The sequence below is a fragment of the Actinoplanes aureus genome, from assembly GCF_015704865.1.
Classification (GTDB): Bacteria; Actinomycetota; Actinomycetes; order Mycobacteriales; family Micromonosporaceae; genus Actinoplanes; species Actinoplanes aureus.
The window spans coordinates 1-15,030 of sequence record NZ_JADQTO010000030.1 but is presented as its reverse complement, the minus strand read 5'-3'; the positions used below and the strand labels follow the sequence as shown (position 1 = coordinate 15,030).

Below are 15,030 nucleotides of genomic sequence, written 5' to 3'. Positions count from 1 at the left end.
GCTCAAGGTAGTGGGCAGCCTGGAAGAGTCAGAGCGGGATGTTCGTGTGGTCGCCGCGGATCAGTGGAGCCTCGGCGAACGCGCGCACCAGCCGGTCCGGTGTGCCGGCCGGCTCGATGACTTCGTCGACCACGCCGATCTCCAGCGCGTGCGCGACTCCGCCGGCTGTCCGTTCGTGCTCGGCGACGAGCTCCGCGCAGGATGCGTCCGGATGGTCGGGCCGCGCCGTGTCGCGCCCGCGACGCGGGAGCTCCACGGCAGGAGCTGCACCCATGACCGCCACCCGCGCGCCCGGCCAGGCGAAGACCGCCGACGCGCCGAGGCCCCGCGAGTTCATCGCCACGTAGGCATCGCCGTACGCCTTGCGGGTCACCAGCGTCACGCGGGGCACGCTGCAGTCCGCGAAGGCGTGCAACAGCTTCGCGGCACGGCGCACCACGCCCTCCCCCTCCTGATCGGCACCGGGCAGATAGCCCGGAACGTCGACCAGGACCAGCAACGGGATGCCCATGGCGTCGCACAACCGCACGAACCAGGCGGACTTCTCCGCGCTGAGCGAGTCCAGGCAGCCGCCCTCGCGGATCGGATTGTTCGCCACCACACCGATGGTCCGGCCGGCGAGCCGGCCCAGGCCGGTGACCACGTTGGCGGCCCAGCGTGGTTGCAGCTCCGACCAGTCCGAGTCGTCGAGAATCGCCTTGATCAACGGTTTGACGTCGTAGGCTCGCTGGGCCTGCTCCGGCAGGAATGCGCCCGGGTCGCTCGTCCGGCGGATCGCTTCCGGCTCGAAGATCCCCTGGGCACCCAGCAGCCTTATCAGGTCGCGGGCCTCCCGGAACGCGGCACCGGCGTCGGCTGCCACCACGTGTGCCACACCGGAGCGGCGTTCGTGCACGTCGGGACCGCCGAGGGACTCCATGCTGACGTCCTCGCCGGTGACGCTGCGGACCGCATCCGGCCCGGTCACCAAGATCCGCCCCGCCTTCGCCATGATCACCACGTCGTCCAGCGCCGGCCCGTGAGCGGCGCCGCCGGCCGACGGACCCACCAGCACGGAGATTTGCGGAATCCGGCCGGAGGCACGCACCTTGGCCGCGAAGACCCGGCTGACGCCGTCCAGCGCGGCAAGGCCCTCGTTCAGCCGGGCGCCGCCGGACTGCCAGATGCCCACGACGGGCAGGCGTTCGGCCAACGCCGTGCCGATCGCCGTCACGATACGGTCGCAGTCGGCAGCACCGATCGCACCGCCCATGACCCGCGGGTCGGTGGCGAAAACGATGACGGGAACGCCGCGGGCCGTGCCGCGCGCGACCATCACGCCGCCCTCGCCGGAGAACAGCAGCGGCCGCAGCGAACACGCGTCCAGAAGTGCCGCGATCCGATGAATCGGATCGCTGGATTCGGCATTGGTCGAAGATGGCAGATTCATGGTGACGGTCATCGGCCACCGACCGGAACGAGACGGCGATTCAGATCCACGAATCCTCCGATCCGACATTGCCGACGACGTTAGACAGCCAACGGAATCACGACAACGGCGGCACAAATAATTGGAAACGCGCGCCAGAGTCCGGCGGTGCTCACGGATCTACGCGGAGCATGCACACGTGCGTCTCGGCCACCCCCGGCTCGCCCACGCTGCGCCCTTCAGCCTCCACCCAGGCGTGGGCGGTGAACGGAGCGGTTCTACGGACGCCGGCGCACCAGGACGGCCAGGTACCGGACATCCGGCAGAGCACCGTCACCGCCAGCGATCGTTGCAGGCACGCCTGAAGCGCGTTCATGCCGAGGCTGGCGCCCAGCACCCGGTTGCGGGCCGACTCGGCCTGCTCGTAGGTCGCCGCCCCGGCGCCCCGGCGCAGCCGGCCGAGGACCCGGGTGAGGACGACCGGTGGCAGCGGGCGCAACAGGTGGGCGACGATGATCGCGGTCCGGGTGGCCAGCCGGCGGCGCAGGGACGGATCCCGGGGCTGACGCTGGACCGCCATGTGGAACGTCATCGGAACGCTCCCGCCGTGCGCATCTCCGCCACCAGCGCCCGGACGTCTTCCCGGGCGGAGTCGAGCTCGATGTCGTACCGCTCGACCAGACGCCGCGCGGTCGTCTCGACGTCGCCCTCCGCGAGCAGCGCCTTGACGATCATCGTGCCGGTCGGGTTGAGCTGCCAGTACGTGCCGCGCCGCTGGTCAAGCAGGATGGCGCCGTACTCGGTCTCGTTGAGGACGACGTCATCACGCAGTTGTACGGTCATCGGACCCCCATGCTGTCGGGCGAGTGGACGGGTGAAGGCAAGGCGCGGAGCCAGGACTCGCAGGCAAGCGTGCTGAACAGCGCGCCGTCCACGAGTTCCGGGGCGGACGGTGTCGCGCACAGGCGGCGCAACGCGTCGGCATCGACCAGTCCCAGCTCGGCCAGGCGGGAGTCCTCCCAGAGCCCCGCGACTGCGGCATGTTCGTGGCGCAGCCCTTCCTCGAGCTCCGTGGCGCCCTGCGCCTTGGTCTGCCGCTCGAGGCACTCGTCGGGCACGATGCCGCGCATGGCTTCGGCCAGCAACGGCTTGTACGCGTACGGGGTGACGCGCTCCTCGCTGCGGACGGCGAACGCAGCGTCCACGACGTGGTCGTCGAAGAAGGGTGCCGCCAGCGGGATGCCGGTGGTTCGCGCCAGCATGTCCAGGCTGCTGACGTCACGGGCGCTGGCACGCAGTCCGTTGAGCTCGTGGTGCAGGCCGCGGTCGGCGGCGAGCGGAGCCTCGGATCCGGCGGCGGCCCTGATCGCCTCAATGATGATCTCCCGGGCCGCGGGCGTCAGCCATCGCGGCACTCGCGGCTGCGACACCCAGCCCAGCCAGGGGACGGTGATGTCCGGAACATCGCGGTCGTCAAGGCTCACCGCGCGCATGGCGGCACGCCACGAGCGGCGGTCGAGCACCTGGCGGACCAGCTCCCGGCGTCGCCATGAGAACAGGGCACGATAGCCGCGCAGGTCGTGAATGGCTCGCCCCGGTGCCCGGGTGATGAGCCCGTGCAGATGGGCGGGATTGCCGGTGAAGAGGTTGTCGCCGCCGAAGCCGGTGAGATGCAGCGTGGACCCGGTCTCGGCCATCCGCCGGATCGTGGACAGAGCGCGACCGCGGAAGACCGCGATGATGGAGGGTGCCTCCAACCGGTCCTGTCCGACCGCCATGTCCGCGTACGGCAGGGTCAGTTCCGAGGCCGGCACCAGCACGTGCTCGCGCAGCGGAAGCCTGGCCGCCGCCCGCCGCGCCCAGCCCAGCTCGTCCGAGGACGGATCGTCGCTGTAGGAGGTGCAGGCGGTCAGATCGGCACCGTGGCCGGCGGCGAGGAACGCCATGGCCGTCGAGTCGTACCCGCCGGACAGGTCCGTGCTGTACCGCTCGCCGGGCCGCAGGCGCGCATCGACCGCGGCGGCCAGCGCGGCTCGTACCGCCTGGGCTCCCTCGGTCAGGCTCAGGGACGGCTCGGGAACCGACCACCAGCGCCGGTGCCGGGCCTGCCGTCCGGCCTCGGTGACGAGCAGGTAATCCTGGGGCGCGACGGTGTCGACCCCGTCCCACATGGAGGTCTCCCCGAAGGGATACAGCACCGGTTCGAGCAGCCGGACCGCCAGCGCGGTCAGCGAGGGAGTGGCGGTGACCAGACCGGCGAGCAGGTCCGCCCGGCTGGCGGCGACCGTGCAGCCGTTGATCCGGGCGTGGTGGACGCGCCGCCATCCCGAGGCGGTGCCCTGAACTCGCAGGGTGTCACCGGCGGCGGCGACGATGTGGAAGGAGCCGGGGATGTCGTGCACCGGGTCGAGCGCGGTGACCGACGCCGCGCCGGTCACGTGCGACGCCAGCGAGTCGGTCGTCGCGCCGGTCTGGCCGAACAGTGCGACCCGGACCGGCCCGTCGGTCGAGGCGACCAACTCGTCCGTGGACCATCGGCCGATGATCCACGGACGGCCGGACGGATGGCGAAGGGTCCGGATTCCCGACGCCGTCAGTAGCGGATGCCGGGCCACTTCGGACAACGCCTCGTTGTCCGGCAGCACCAGGAAAGAGGGCGGTCCGTCGTAGCCCGACATCGGTCACTCCTCGGTCAGATGAAGCGGGCGATGTGCCATTCGACGACGTACGGCGCGCTGAGGAAGCCGGTCAGCTTACGGAAGCTGCCCATCCTCACGAAGGACGGGCGCACGTACGTTTCCTTGTTAGCGTCCATTTCATTCCTCCTGTCGAAGTTGCCGGCCGGTGTCCAAAAAGCTACACAGGCGGTAGGACAGGAGCGAGGATCTATAGCAGACTGCTAAACACGCTTGACAAAAGCAGAAATTTACATTCATATACATCAATTAAAATGAGGAGACTCGGAGAAGACGGTGCGGAATTTGCCGCCCGGGGTGCGCTGGGGCGGACGCGCGTCGCGCTGCACGGTCACGCCGGTGAGGCCGTGGCTGTCGAGCAGGCCGCGCAGTGCCCGGTGCACCTCCTCCCAGACCCGGTCGCCGTCGGTGCCGTCCTCGGTCATCAACCGGACCGACAGCCGCCGCGGGTCGTCCTTGACGACCTGGAACATGCGGACGCCCGCGGTGCGGTCGACCAGGGTGCCGAGCGCCAGCGGGGGCAGCTCCACCGTCCGCCCGTCCGGGCCGGGGAAGGAGATCACCTCGGACGTACGCCCGCGCACCTGGATCGCCGGCAGCGGGTTGCCGCACGGGCACGGGTCGGGCCGCATCAGGACGCTGTCGCCCAGGTCGTAGCGGAGGATGGGCTGCACCCGGTTGGCCAGGTTGGTCAGCAGTACGGTGTACGACTGCTCGCCGGCCGGCACCGGCTTGAACTGCTCGTCGACCGGCTCCAGGATCGCCCAGTCGGCGTTGACGTGCAGCCAGTCGTGCTCGCAGCCGTTCGCCAGCCCCATGAACTCCGAGCAGGCGTACTGGTCGCGGACCTTCGTCTGCCACGTCTCACGGATGCGGGCGCGTTCCTCCGCGGGCAGGCTCTCCGCCGACGTGATCACCAGGACCGGTCGGATGTTCAGCCGACCGGCGCGCTGCTCACGGGCCAGCAGCGAGACCGCGCTCGCGTACCCGTTGAGGATCGTGGGCCGGAAGCCGCCGACTCCCTTCACCAGCTCGTCCAGCGGGGTGTGCACCGAGAAGATGCGGATGCTGCGCTTGCGGATCGGCCGTTCCCGGATGAGCCGCTGGGCGGTGGAGTATCCGGCGAAGTGGCCGCCGACCGCCCAGATGGCGGCCACCTTGTTGCCCCGCCGCAGCATCGACAGATAGTCCCGCCCGGACAGCCAGGAGCCGCTGGCCCGGGCCACGGTGATCGCGGACAGCACGGCGTACATCCGCTCGTCCTGGACGAAGACGCCGCGGTGGCCGCTGGTGCCCGAGGTGGTGACCACCTGGTAGCGGTCGCGGTACAGGGTGCCCGCGCGGTCGGCGTCGGCGATGAAGTCACGGACCTCGGCCAGCGACACGGAACGGTCGGTGGCCCACTCGTCGTAGCGGTTCATCAGCTCGGCCTTGGTGGTGACCGGCAGGGTCGTCACGTCGGCGACCCGGTTCGGCAGGTCGCGGTAGAGCTGCTGGTAGAACGGCGAGCCGGCGCGGGCGTACGCCACCATGTCGGCCAGGCGGGCACGCTGCCGTTCGGCGACGAGCTCCGGACCGCCGCGACGGACGCGGCGCAGGTCCCAGGCGACGGACATCAGGCTCTCGGCCATCACTGCTCCTCACTGCCGGACGGTCCGGCCGACCGGCGGTTGTGGTCATACCACGGGAATACAAGGTCATGAATGGAGCGGCTCGCGGGCGACCGGCCGCTGCTACGCTCCGGCGGGTGACTCCGATGCGGTCGAATCGATGGCTCCTGCGTCTCCGCCCGCAGCCGGATCCGCTGGTCCGGCTGCTGATGTTCCCCAACGCCGGCGCCGGCGCCGGGGTGTTCCGAGCTTGGTCGGAGCTGTTCGATCCGCGCGTCGACGTGTGCGTGGTCCGGCCACCGGGACGGGACAACCGCAGCGACGAGCCGCTCTGTTCGAACCTTGCGGAGTACGCCGCCGGCGCGGTCAACGCCCTGGCGGAGCTGGGTCCTGCGCCGGTCGCCCTGTTCGGTCACAGCATGGGTGGCCTGTCCGCCTATGCGGCCGCTGTCGAGTGGCGGCGGCAGCACGGCACCGCTCCGGTCTGGCTCGGCGTGGCGGCCCGGCGCGCCCCGCAGTTCCGCCGCCGCCCGGACGCGCTGCTGGAGCTGCCCGACTTCGAACTCGCCCTGGTCCTCAACGGCCGGTACGGCGGGATTCCCGCCGAGGTGGCGGCCGACGCCGAGCTGCTGGCGCACTACGCGCGGATCCTGCGCTCGGACATCGCGGCGATGGACGGGTACACGCACCGGCCGGGAGCACCCCTGGACTGCCCGGTCGAGGTGTTCGGCGGGCGGCGCGACCCGGACGCGACCGAGCCGGAGCTGGCCGGCTGGCAGGAGGTGACCACCCGGCCGCTGCGCACGCACCTGTTCGACGGCGGCCACTTCTTCCTGCACGAGCATCGGGCGGCTGTCGCGGCGGCCATCTGCCGGGCGGTCACCGGTCCAGCTGCCGCGCGATCGTCGTGACGACCCGGTCCTCGGCCTGATCACCGTGCAGGAAGAAGTGGTCACCGGGCACCACCTCGCACGTGAAGGGGCCGGTGGTCAGCTTGCCCCATGCCCGCATCTCCTCCTCGGTGACGAAGGTGTCCCGTTCGCCGTGGAAGGCCGTGACCGGGATCGTCAACGGCGGCTCGTCCGGGTCGTGCCGGTACGTGTGCACCAGCCGGAAGTCCGCCAGCCCCACCGGCTTGACCGCCGCGCGTACCTCGTCGTCGACGTCGATGCCGAACTTCTCCCGGATGAACGCCTCGTACCGCCGGTGGTCCTCGGCGGAAGCGCCCGCCAGGTCCTCCAGCGCCGGCACGTCGTCGAAGCCGAACACCCGGAAGGTCTCCATCACCCGCCGGTACACCGGATTCGGCTGCACGGTGGGTGCCGTGTACGCGCCGACGAACAGGTGACTGACCCGCCCGGTGCCGCTCAGCCGCTGCGCGACCCGGTACGCGACAAGCGCTCCCACACTGTGCCCGTACAGGGCGACCGGCCGGTCGAGACGGCTGCTGAGCACCTGCTCGAGCGCGTCGACCGCCTCGGTGAGGTCCGCGATCGGGCGCTCCCGGATGCGCTGCTCCTTGCCGGGGAACTGGATCGGGCACACGTCGACGTAGTAGGGTAGCCGCTTCGCCCAGCGGCTGTAGAGCGACGCGCCCTTGACGCCGTAGGGCACGCAGAAGAGCCGGACGTCCGCGTCGGCCCGCTTGCTGCCGTGGACCAGCCACGACTCCGGGTTCAGGTCGTAGTCCCGGCGGTACGCGCCGACGGCATCGTCGCCGTCCCCGGGCGAGGTGAGCAGAGCGGCCAGGTCGCCGATCGACGGGCCCTGCAGCAGGTACTCGACCGGGACGTCCATCCCCAGGTCCGCCGCGATGCGCCGGCGCAACTCGAGCACGGCCAGCGAGTCCATCCCGTACTCGGCCAGGGGCCGGTCGGGCGGCGGTGTCTCCCCCGCGAGCAGTTCGGTGACCGCCGCGGTCAGGTAACCGGTGACGTCCCCGCCGGCATGAGCGGCCGGCGGGCGGGCGGCCGCCTGGCGCACCAACTCCTCGCGGCGCCGGTTGTCGATGCGGACGATCTCCACGCCCGTCGCCCTCGCGACCAGCTCTCCCGAGTCGGCGAAGACCACGATGTCACCGCGCAGACCCTCCCGGAGGGTCGCGTGACCCCACAGCGGCCCGGCGGCCGGCCGGTCCACCAGAAGCAGCTCGGCGATGCGGCGGGTGATGAACGCGTCGCCGCCCAGCTCGGCACGGCCGGCCGCGGCGAACAGCTGCACGGCGGCGTCCAGGACACCGGGATGTACGGCCAGCCCGCAGCGGTTCTCGCCGGGTTCGGCGGGCCGGAACCGGGCCAATGCCTCGCCCTCCCCCACCGACAGCTGCTCCACCCAGGTCACCGCCGGTCCCATCCGGAATCCCCGGGACCGCAGATCGGCGTGGAAGTCGTCCGCGCTCATCGGACGGGAACAGCGCTCGGTCAGGGCGGCCCGCGTCGTCAGCATGCGGGTGGTGGTGGGCCGGGGATACAGCGCGGCCCGCAGGTGCACGCTCCAATCGTCGCCGGCGGCCGGCCGGCTGTGCACCGAGCACGGCCGCTCCTCGTCGCCGTCGGCCTCCTCCACCACCACCTGCACGATCCGCTCCGCGTCGCCGGTGAAGTGCAGGGCCTCGACGAACTCCAGGTCGCGGAGCAGGTAGCTGCGGGAGCCGGACAGGTCACGGACGGCGGCGGCGACCATGGCGTGGTAGTAGCCGATGTGCAGCACCTCGTTGTTGTCCCGCAGCTCGGGCAGCGTGTCCGGGCCGACGAGAGCCTCGTACTGGGCCGTGCGCAACGGCGACGGCACCCGGCGGCCGGGCAGCGCCGCCTCCGGCCTGCCCGGGGCCGCGGCGACATGCCGCACCCGGGAGAACGGGCGGCTGGGCAGCGTCACAGCCTGGCCGGTCCAGTCCGAGCGGGGATCGCCGCCCGCCAGGAACTGCCGCGCCAGAACGCTGAGCTCGTCTGCCCCCTGCGGCGGCTCGGCGGGCTTGACGTCCCGAAGCCAGTCGACCAGCTCGCCGATCCCGGACACGACGGCCGCGGCGCGGTGCGGGAAGTGGGTGCGCCGGACCGCGAGGGTGTGGCACACCGCGGCGAGGGCGAGCCCGGGACGGCTCTCGAGGTGCGCGGCCAGGTCCGCGGCGTACCGCCGCAGTGCGTCCGGGGTGCGCGCGGAGAGGACCGCGAGATGCGACCGTACGCCGGTGTCCTGCTCGGCCGCCGCCGGCGCCTCGGCGAGGACCACGTGCGCGTTGGTGCCGCTGAATCCGAACGAGCTGACACCGGCCACCCGGCGGTCGCCGCCGCTCTCCCAGGGCGTCAGCGCAGCCGGGAGACGCGCCGGGATCCGCTCCGGCGACAGGCGTGGGTTGAGCCGGGTGAGGTGCAGGTTGGGCGGGATCTCACCGTGCTGGAGCACCAGCACGGTCTTGATCAGGCCGGCGATGCCGGCCGCCGCCTCCAGGTGCCCGATCGCCGGCTTGACCGCTCCGATCCACAACGGCCGGTCCGGCGTACGCCCACGGCCGAGCACCTCGGTCAGCGCGTGCATCTCGATCGGGTCGCCGAGCGGGGTCCCGGTGCCGTGCGCCTCCAGATAGCCGACCTCGCCGGGCGCCACCCCGGCCTGCCCCAGCGCCTGCTCCACCACCGCCCGCTGGGCCGAACCGTTCGGCACGGTCAGCCCGCTGCTGCGCCCGTCCTGGTTGACCGCGCTCCCGTGGATGACGGCGAGCACCGGGTCACCGTCGGCCCGCGCGTCGGCCAGGCGCCGCAGCACCACCATCCCGCATCCCTCGCCGCGGACGTAGCCGTCGGCCGCCGCGTCGAACGTCTTGCACCGGCCGTCCCGGGCGAGCGCGCGCATCTTGCTGAGCACGATGAAGTTGCCCGGTGACAGCAACGCGTTCACCCCACCGGCCAGCGCGCTGTCGCACTCACCGCGGCGCAGGCTCTGCACCGCCAGATGGACGGCCACCAGCGACGACGAGCACGCCGTGTCGACCGCCAGCGCGGGGCCGCGCAGGCTCAGCGCGTGCGCGATCCGGCCGGCGGCGATGCTGACCGTGGCGCCGGTCGCCGTGTACGGCCCGATCCGCTCGGCCGGACGCGGCAGCATCGCGAACTCCGACCCGGAGATGCCCACGAACACCCCGGTCCGATCGCCGCCCCGCGTTCCGGCCGACTCCAGGGCCGCCCAGCTGGTCTCCAGCAGCAGGCGCTGCTGCGGGTCCATCTCGGCCGCCTCGCCGGCCGGGATGCCGAACAGCTCGGCGTCGAACTCGTGGATGTCCTCGCGCAGGAAACCGGCCCGGTCGGTGTAGGTGGTGCCGGGGACGTCGGGGTCCGGATCGAGGTAGCTGCGGCCGCCCCACCGGTCCGGCGGCACCGGCACGACCGCGTCCCGCCCGTCGGCCAGCAGCCGCCAGAACGCCTCGGGGCTGTCCGCTCCGCCAGGGAACCGGCAGCTCATCCCGACGATCGCTACCGGCTCGGCGGCGCGGTGCCGGTCCAGTTCCTGGCGCAGCTCCCGGATGGCGTGCAGCGAGCGCCGGAGCAGCAGGTCATGAGACATCGATGGGATCCCCTCCGGTCGTCAGCTCGCTCAGCAACTGCTCCAGCTCGTCGGCCACGGCCGACAGCGGCATCGCCGCGATGCCCGCCGGGATCTCCTCGCCGGTGTCACCGGGCGGGAGCACCGGCAGCAGCCGTTCGAACCGGCTCCGCTCGGCCTGGAGCACCCCGCCCTCGGTGTGGTCGCCGGCCAGCACCGCGTCGAAGGCGGCGAGACCCACCTCGGTGTCGAGCTGAGCCAGGCCCAGGCGGCGCCGGACGAGCCGGGCGGTCTCCTCGTCCACCCCCATGCCGCCGGCCCGCCAGAACGGCCACACCACGGCCACCGAGCGCCCGCTGCGCCGGCCGGCTCGGCGCTGCTGCTCACGGGAGCCGGCGAACGCGTTGAGGAACCGGTTGGCGACCGCGTAGTCGGCCTGCCCGGCGTTGCCGGCGAGCGCGGCCAGCGACGAGAACATCACGAAGAAGTCCAGGTCGTCGCCGGCCGTCGCCCGGTCCAGATGCAGCGCCCCGTGCACCTTCGCGTCGAGCACCTCGGCGACGTCCCGGTCGGTCTTGTTCACCAGCAGGGCGTCCCGGAGCACACCCGCGGCGTGGATCACGCCGTCGAGACGGCCGAAGCGGCGGCGCACCTCGGCGACGACCCGGTCGACGTCCACGGCGTTCGTCACGTCGCCGCGCAGATGGCAGACCCGGTCGCCCAGCTCGGCTCGGCGGGCCTCGCCGAGGGCGGAACGCGACATCAGTACGACTGCCGCGCCGTACTTCTCGGTCAGGTGCCGGGCGAAGATCAGGCCCAAGCCGCCACCGCCGCCGCTGATCAGGTAGACGCCGTTCCGGCGTACCCCAGGTGTTGCCAGGGTGGCGTCCGGCAATTGCCGCAGCCGGCGCACCCAGCGTTGGTTCGCGCTGTAGCGCGCCTCCCGCTGATCGTGGTCGGTGACAGCGAACTCCGCGGCGCAGAGGGCGAGCAGTTCGGCGGGCCGCGCGAGCAGTTCGTCGGGAACGCCGACCGTGGCGCAGCCGATCCGCGGGCTCTCATGCGGGATGCTGCGGGCCAGGCCGCCGGAGGACTCGGCCGCCGGGTCGGGGCGCTCCGGGTCGTACCGGTAGACGTGCAGCAGGCCGAGCGCGGCGTCCGGGGCGGTACGCACCAGCGCCCGGGCGAACGTCAGCACGGCGAGCGGGCCGTCACGCAACGCGGCGTCGACCCCGGTCTCCCCCGACCGGGACCAGAGGTGAATCACCCGCTCCGGCAGACCGCCCACGGCTCCGCGGAGTTCGGCGACCAGCCGCTCGTGATCGGCGACGGAGTCGGGTCGCACCTCGTACCGGCCGTCGCCGAGCCGGGCGAAGCCGGCGCCCGGCCGCACGAGGACCGATCCGGCCGGCGCTGCGGCGTGCACGGTGGCGTCCACGTCGAACAGCAGCAGCCGATCCGTGGCCACGGTCTCCGGGAGCGGCTCGGACGGCTCCCAGCCGACGCGGTAGCGCACCGTCTCGACCTCCGGCTCAGGCGGCGCGTCACTCGCCGCCGGCGTCCCGGCGGGAAGAACGGTGGCCAGGTACGCCGCCATCTCGGTCACCGTGGGATGGTCGAACAGCACGCTCGGATAGAGCTCGACGGCCAGATCCTCCTCGAGACGATTCGTCATCCGGGTCGCCAGCACCGAGTCCATGCCGAGGTCGAAGAATCCGGTCCGCACGTCGGGTGGGGCGGCCCGGTCGAACCCGAGCAGCTCGCCGACCAGGTCGCGCAGGTAGTCCTGGAGCCGCTCGGGAGGGGCGGGCGGCAACTCCTGCGACACCGGGACCTCCGGCGCGGACCGCTCCACGATCCAGTAGCGCTCGCGGGCGAAGCGATAGGTGGGTAGCGGGATCCGGCGCACCGGCCGGCCCGCGTGGTGCCGCTCCCAGTCCACTTCGGCACCGGCCACCCAGGCCTCGGCCAGACGGTCCGGATCCCCGTCGGCGGCCGGCGCGGTCACCGCGGCGCCGCCCCGGCGTACCTCGCCGCGCACGAGGCCGGGAGCGCCGGCGCCGGTACGCAGCGCGTCCAGCATCCGCACGGCGGCACCGACGTCCGCGGCCACAAACGCGGCCCGGCAGGCCAGCTCCTCCCGGCCGGTCTGCAACGTGAGAGCCACGTCGGACAACCGCGGCCGAACGTCCCGCAGATACGCGGCGAGGGCGGCGGCGTACTCGCGCAGGCTGTCCTCGGTACGCGCGGACAGGCACACCAACTCCGGCCGGGGCTCCTCGGCGGGCCGCTCCGCCGGTTCCGGCGGCTCCTCGACGACGAGGTGGACGTTGACGCCGCCCACGCCGAACGAGCTGATCCCGGCCCGCCGGGGCACCGTCCGGCCGTCGACGACCGGACGGCTCCAGGGAGCCGGCTCGCGCTGCGGGACGAACGGCGTCGCGGCGAAGTCGATCTCCGGGTTGAGCTGATCAGAATGGGTCGGTGAGGGGGCGAGACCGCCGTGCCGCAATTGCAGGATCACCTTGGTGAGGGCGGCGATCCCGGCGGCCGCCTCGGCATGCCCGATGACCGACTTGGCGGAGCCGATGGCGCAGTACCCGGACCGGTCGGTGCCGTACCGGAACGCCTCGGTCAGGCCCTGCACCTCGATCGGGTCGCCCAGGCTCGTACCGGTACCGTGCGCCTCGACGTAGCTGATGGTGTCCGGAGACACCCCCGCCCGGTCCAGGGCGGTGCGGATCAGGGCCGCCTGCGCCTTCGGGTTGGGCACGCTGAAACCGAAGGTACGCCCGTCGTGGTTGACCGCCGAGCCGAGGATCACGGCCTCCACCCGGTCCCCGTCGGCCAGCGCCGCCGACAGCGGTTTGAGCAGCACGGCACCGACACCCTCGGCCGGCACGTACCCGTCGCCGCCCGCGCCGAACGTATGGCACCGGCCGTCGCTGGCGGTGAACTGCCCCTCGGTGAGGGTCACGTACTTGCTCGGGTGCAGGGTCAGGTTGACCCCGCCGGCGATCGCCGCCGCGCACTCGCCGCGGCGGATGCTCTCCGCCGCCAAGTGCACGGCGTAGAGCGAGGAGGAGCAGGCGGTGTCCAGGACGGCGCTCGGACCGCCCAGGTCGAACAGGTAGGACACCCGGTTGGCGATCCCGAACGTCTGCGAGTTGACCGGCGTCCACTCGCCGGCCTCGGCGGCGTACATCTGATAGTTGTTGTAGGTCACCCCGGCGAACACGCCGATCGGCGCTCCGGCGCCGCCGTTCGCGCCGCGCCGGCGGCGCGGGTAGCCGGCGTCCTCGAAGCATTCCCAGACGGCCTGGATGAAGAGCCGTTCCTGCGGGTCCAGGTAACGCGCCTCGATCGGGGAGATCGAGAACAACTGCGGGTCGAACGCGTCCACGTCGTCCAGGAAGCCGCCCCACCGGCAGTACGGCTTGCCGGAGATCCGCTCGGCCAGCGCGGCGAAGCGCCCATGGTCCCACCGGCCGGCCGGGATCTCGGTGACGCAGTCCCGGCCACTCGCCAGGTTCTGCCAGTAGGTGTCCAGGTCGGGGGAGCCGGGGTAGCGCCCGCTGACGCCGATCACCGCGATCGGCTCCGCGGTGGGGGCGACGGTTGCCCGGCGTTCCGGTTCGGACGGGTATTGGTCGGCGAGGTGCCGGGCGAGGCCGCGCAAGCTGTGCTCGGCGAACATCGCCGTGGCGGAGAGGTCCGGGAACCGGTTCCTCAGCCGCGCGGTCAGCTCCCGGGCCGTCAGGGAGTCGAGGCCGTACTCGTCGAAGCCCGCATCCGGGTCCAGCTCTTCAGGCCGCCACCCGAGGGCGGTGGCGAAAACCCCGGTGAGGTACGCCAGGACGCGCTCGACCGGATCCGCGGTGTCGTCCTCCACGATTTCGGGTTCCGAGCGTGCGCCCACCCAGCAGCGGCGACGTTCGAACGGGTAGGTGGGCAAGGACATGCGGGTGGGGGGCTCCGAGCCGTACAGCTGCCGCCAGTCGATGCCTGCGCCCGCGACCCACAAGTCAGCCAGCTTCGGCAGGCGTCCAGCCGCGACGAGGTCCCGCACGAACCGCTCGCCCTCCGGGCCGTCCAACAGGGAGGTGAGCAGCCGTCCGGTGTCCTGCACAGCGCCGGCGCGTACCTCGCCGCCCAGGAACTCGGCGAGGCTCGTGCGCAGCTCCGGCACGCTCGCGGCGATCAGCGCGACGCGCTCGGCCATCGGTTCGCGGCCCACCTGCAGGGTGTACGCGAGCCGGCGCAGGTCCACGTCAGCGGCGGCGGGTGGCGGCCCGGCCGGCGCGCCGGTGGTGCCGAGCACACGGTCGGCGAGGGCGGCGATGCTGCCCTCGGCCGGGTCCAGTGCCGTTCCGTACCGCTCGTTGACGGTAGCGGTCAGGCGGGCCAGGGTCACCCGGTCGACGCCGTACTCGGCCAGGTTCTCGTCGACGTTCAGGTCGTCGGCGGACACGCCGGTCACCTCAGCCGCCAGCGAGCGCACCTCCTCGACGACCGGCGCCACGTCCTGCTGGTCGCCGTCCTCGCGCGGCGCTCCGCCGACGAAGGCGAGCAGCCGGGTGGCCTGCTCGGTGAGCGCTTCCGGGGTTTTGGCGGAGAGGGTGATGACGTGGGGGCCGTTGGTGGTTGGTTGGGGTGTGGTGGGTGGGGGTTCTTCGAGGATGAGGTGGGCGTTGACGCCGCCGTAGCCGAAGCCGGAGATGGCGGCGCGGCGGGGTAGGGGCCGGCCGTCGGGTCCGGTGAGTGGGGTCCAGTCGCG

At 72.4% G+C, this 15,030-nt stretch carries 9 protein-coding genes; 1 reads left to right on the top strand and 8 read right to left on the bottom strand.

Annotated elements, in window-relative coordinates; genetic code table 11:
• Positions 1-28: 28 nt before the first annotated feature.
• The 6 genes from I4J89_RS40595 to I4J89_RS40575 form a co-directional block, all read right to left on the bottom strand.
• Positions 29-1,441, bottom strand: coding sequence for an acyl-CoA carboxylase subunit beta (locus I4J89_RS40595; RefSeq protein WP_196419540.1), 1,413 nt, complete (start codon positions 1,439-1,441; stop codon positions 29-31).
• 139 nt (positions 1,442-1,580) lie between these two features.
• The gene (locus I4J89_RS40590; protein WP_196419539.1) at positions 1,581-2,000 is read right to left on the bottom strand and encodes a lasso peptide biosynthesis B2 protein; all 420 of its coding nucleotides are present in this window, start codon (positions 1,998-2,000) and stop codon (positions 1,581-1,583) included.
• The gene (locus I4J89_RS40585) at positions 1,997-2,251 is read right to left on the bottom strand and encodes a lasso peptide biosynthesis PqqD family chaperone (protein WP_196419538.1); all 255 of its coding nucleotides are present in this window, start codon (positions 2,249-2,251) and stop codon (positions 1,997-1,999) included. The genes I4J89_RS40590 and I4J89_RS40585 overlap by 4 nt, the downstream gene beginning before the upstream one ends.
• A complete protein-coding gene (locus tag I4J89_RS40580) occupies positions 2,248-4,086 on the bottom strand; it encodes an asparagine synthase-related protein (protein WP_196419537.1) in 1,839 nt (612 codons plus the stop codon). Before I4J89_RS40580 ends, I4J89_RS40585 begins: the two co-directional genes overlap by 4 nt.
• A gap of 14 nt (positions 4,087-4,100) precedes the next feature.
• Positions 4,101-4,223: a keywimysin-related RiPP gene (locus tag I4J89_RS50390; protein ID WP_230860443.1), complete on the bottom strand. Its 123-nt coding sequence runs from the start codon at positions 4,221-4,223 to the stop codon at positions 4,101-4,103.
• A 126-nt stretch (positions 4,224-4,349) separates the two neighbouring features.
• A complete protein-coding gene (locus I4J89_RS40575) occupies positions 4,350-5,735 on the bottom strand; it encodes a phenylacetate--CoA ligase family protein (RefSeq protein WP_230860442.1) in 1,386 nt (461 codons plus the stop codon).
• 125 nt (positions 5,736-5,860) lie between these two features.
• On the opposite strand from I4J89_RS40575, the gene I4J89_RS40570 reads away from it, so the two are divergent.
• On the top strand, positions 5,861-6,625 hold the full coding sequence (locus tag I4J89_RS40570; RefSeq protein ID WP_196419536.1) for a thioesterase II family protein: 765 nt from the start codon (positions 5,861-5,863) through the stop codon (positions 6,623-6,625).
• Here I4J89_RS40570 and I4J89_RS40565 read toward each other — a convergent pair.
• Together I4J89_RS40565 and I4J89_RS40560 are read right to left on the bottom strand one after the other, a co-directional pair.
• The gene (locus I4J89_RS40565) at positions 6,594-10,274 is read right to left on the bottom strand and encodes a beta-ketoacyl synthase N-terminal-like domain-containing protein (RefSeq protein WP_196419535.1); all 3,681 of its coding nucleotides are present in this window, start codon (positions 10,272-10,274) and stop codon (positions 6,594-6,596) included. The two genes, I4J89_RS40570 and I4J89_RS40565, sit on opposite strands and share 32 nt — an antisense overlap.
• The coding region (locus I4J89_RS40560) for an SDR family NAD(P)-dependent oxidoreductase (RefSeq protein ID WP_196419534.1) at positions 10,264-15,030 on the bottom strand (4,767 nt) is incomplete at its 5' end. The genes I4J89_RS40560 and I4J89_RS40565, both read right to left, overlap by 11 nt.